Source organism: Gammaproteobacteria bacterium, assembly GCA_003696665.1.
Lineage (GTDB): Bacteria > Pseudomonadota > Gammaproteobacteria > Enterobacterales.
Window position 1 is genome coordinate 1 of the sequence record RFGJ01000343.1, and the last position, 1973, is coordinate 1973.

Sequence of the window (1973 nt, forward strand, 5' to 3'; positions counted from 1 at the left end):
AGTTTACGAAGGTATGATTATTGGCATTCACAGTCGAAGCAACGATCTTGTGGTCAACCCACTTAAAGCGAAACAATTGACCAATATTCGTGCTGCCGGTAGTGATGAAAACATCTTGTTGACCCCACCGATTCGGCTGTCGCTTGAAGCGGCCTTAGAGTTTATCGACGACGATGAGCTGGTGGAGGTGACGCCGAAGTCGATCCGGTTAAGGAAAAAGCTCCTCAAAGAACATGAAAGAAAACGCGCATCGCGTCAAAAAAGCTAACCCAGGAGTGGGCCGCTCCATGGCCCATGTCATCATCCACTTTGCAGGTTGGAGATTGACGTCCTAAGTTTACGCAATCAGCTTTTGCGCAATCTTTCCTTTTTTTCCTATTTTTTTGTAAGAGATCGTCCATTATTTTTTCCGTTTAGTGTTTTATACTTGGAAGTCCGGGGCCTAAGGCAGGTTGATACATGCACATTCTTTACCCAGAAATCCGTCCGGAAATCGAACACACCATCACCACACCCGATGGCCAGTCATTGTTTGTCGAAGTCTGCGGTTCGTCCGATGGCATTCCGGTGGTCGTGTTGCACGAGGGCCCTGGGCTGGGTTGTGAGCCGTGGCACAGACAATTTTTTGACCCTCAAGAATACCGGATCATATTGTTCGACCAACGCGGGTGTGGACGATCAAGCCCTTTTGCCGAAATCCAGTATCAATCCATCGACCACCAACTCCAAGATCTTGAAACCATTCGACAGGCGCTAGGTATAGAAAAATGGCTATTGTTTGGCTGTGACTGGGGTGCGCTACTCGCGCTCTTCTACATCGAGGCGTTTTCAGAACATGCGCTCGGTTTTATCGGCGTTGGCATGAGTCTTGCGAATGACACCGAATGTGCCTGGCGTTACCAAAAAGGCGCGAACTTGTTCTTTCCCGATTATTGGGAAGCCTTCCTGCGAGGTCTGTCGACGGAGACAGACCCATTGGTGGCGTTGCAACAACGCCTCGAGGGCCGTGACGAAATTGCTCGCATGAGTGCCGCCAAGGCTTGGGCGTTATGGCACGGTCGGCTCGCCACGCGCCATAGTGATATTTCGGTCATTGAATGGATGGCAGATCCTCACCGGGCGATTGCTTTTGCCACACTATGCGCACATTACTATCAACCGGACAATCGCCCAACAAATGAGCAAATTCTCAAAGCAGCAGAGGCACTGCGACGCCTTGCGTGCTGTACGTTGATTCACGGTCGTTTTGACATGTTGTCGCCACTGGCCAATGTGTGGCGCATCATTGAACAAGCCCCCAATGTTCACCTTGATATTGTGCGGGACGCTGGCCATGCGGCGATTGAGACTGCCATGGTTGACGCCATTGTGCGCACAACACATACCTTTGCCAGAAGACTGAGATCGAAACCATGATCGGGCTGATTCAACGTGTTCGCTCAGCGCATGTCGATATTGACAATCAAACGGTTGGCCGTATTGGGCGCGGCATATTGGCGCTGATCGGTGTTCAACCGCATGACACGACACAGAATGCTGTGCGCCTTCTGGAGCGCATGCTCAATTACCGTATCTTTCCCGATGACGAAGGGAAAATGAATTTGAGTCTGCGCGACATTAACGGTGGATTACTATTGGTGCCACAGTTTACTCTGGCTGCCGATACGCGCAAAGGTAACCGCCCGAGTTTCACTTCAGCCGCGCCGCCGGCACAAGGCCAGAAGCTATTCGCCTTTTTGTGCGAGTACGCCCACGAACAATGGCCGCACATGGCGCAGGGGCAATTTGGCGCCGATATGCAGGTCAGCCTCGTCAATGACGGGCCCGTGACCTTCTGGCTGGAAGTGCCACCAAGCCGTACTTAGCCGGACAGCCCGCCAACGGCGCACAGGATGCGTGCACTTGTCTGCCCGGCGCGTTCCTTCATCGCGCCAGGCTCCTGTATCAGCTGTCGATAATACCCCTAGGCGAAA

General features: G+C 52.4%; 3 protein-coding genes. All 3 read left to right on the top strand.

The features are described 5' to 3' along the window. The coding region (locus D6694_08935) for a translational GTPase TypA (protein RMH41404.1) at positions 1 to 268 on the top strand (268 nt) is incomplete at its 5' end. A gap of 191 nt (positions 269 to 459) precedes the next feature. After that, positions 460 to 1416 (top strand): alpha/beta fold hydrolase, encoded by a 957-nt coding sequence (locus D6694_08940; GenBank protein RMH41405.1) that lies wholly within the window; start codon positions 460 to 462, stop codon positions 1414 to 1416. Next, complete coding sequence (locus tag D6694_08945; GenBank protein RMH41406.1) at positions 1413 to 1865, top strand: D-tyrosyl-tRNA(Tyr) deacylase; 453 nt, start codon at positions 1413 to 1415, stop codon at positions 1863 to 1865. Before D6694_08940 ends, D6694_08945 begins: the two co-directional genes overlap by 4 nt. Positions 1866 to 1973 lie beyond the last annotated feature (108 nt).

Excerpts from the sequence above, each read along its gene's own strand:
- D6694_08945 (RMH41406.1), top strand. The coding sequence starts at position 1,413 with ATGATCGGGCTGATTCAACGTGTTCGCTCAGCGCATGTCGATATTGAC.
- D6694_08940 (RMH41405.1), top strand. The coding sequence starts at position 460 with ATGCACATTCTTTACCCAGAAATCCGTCCGGAAATCGAACACACCATC.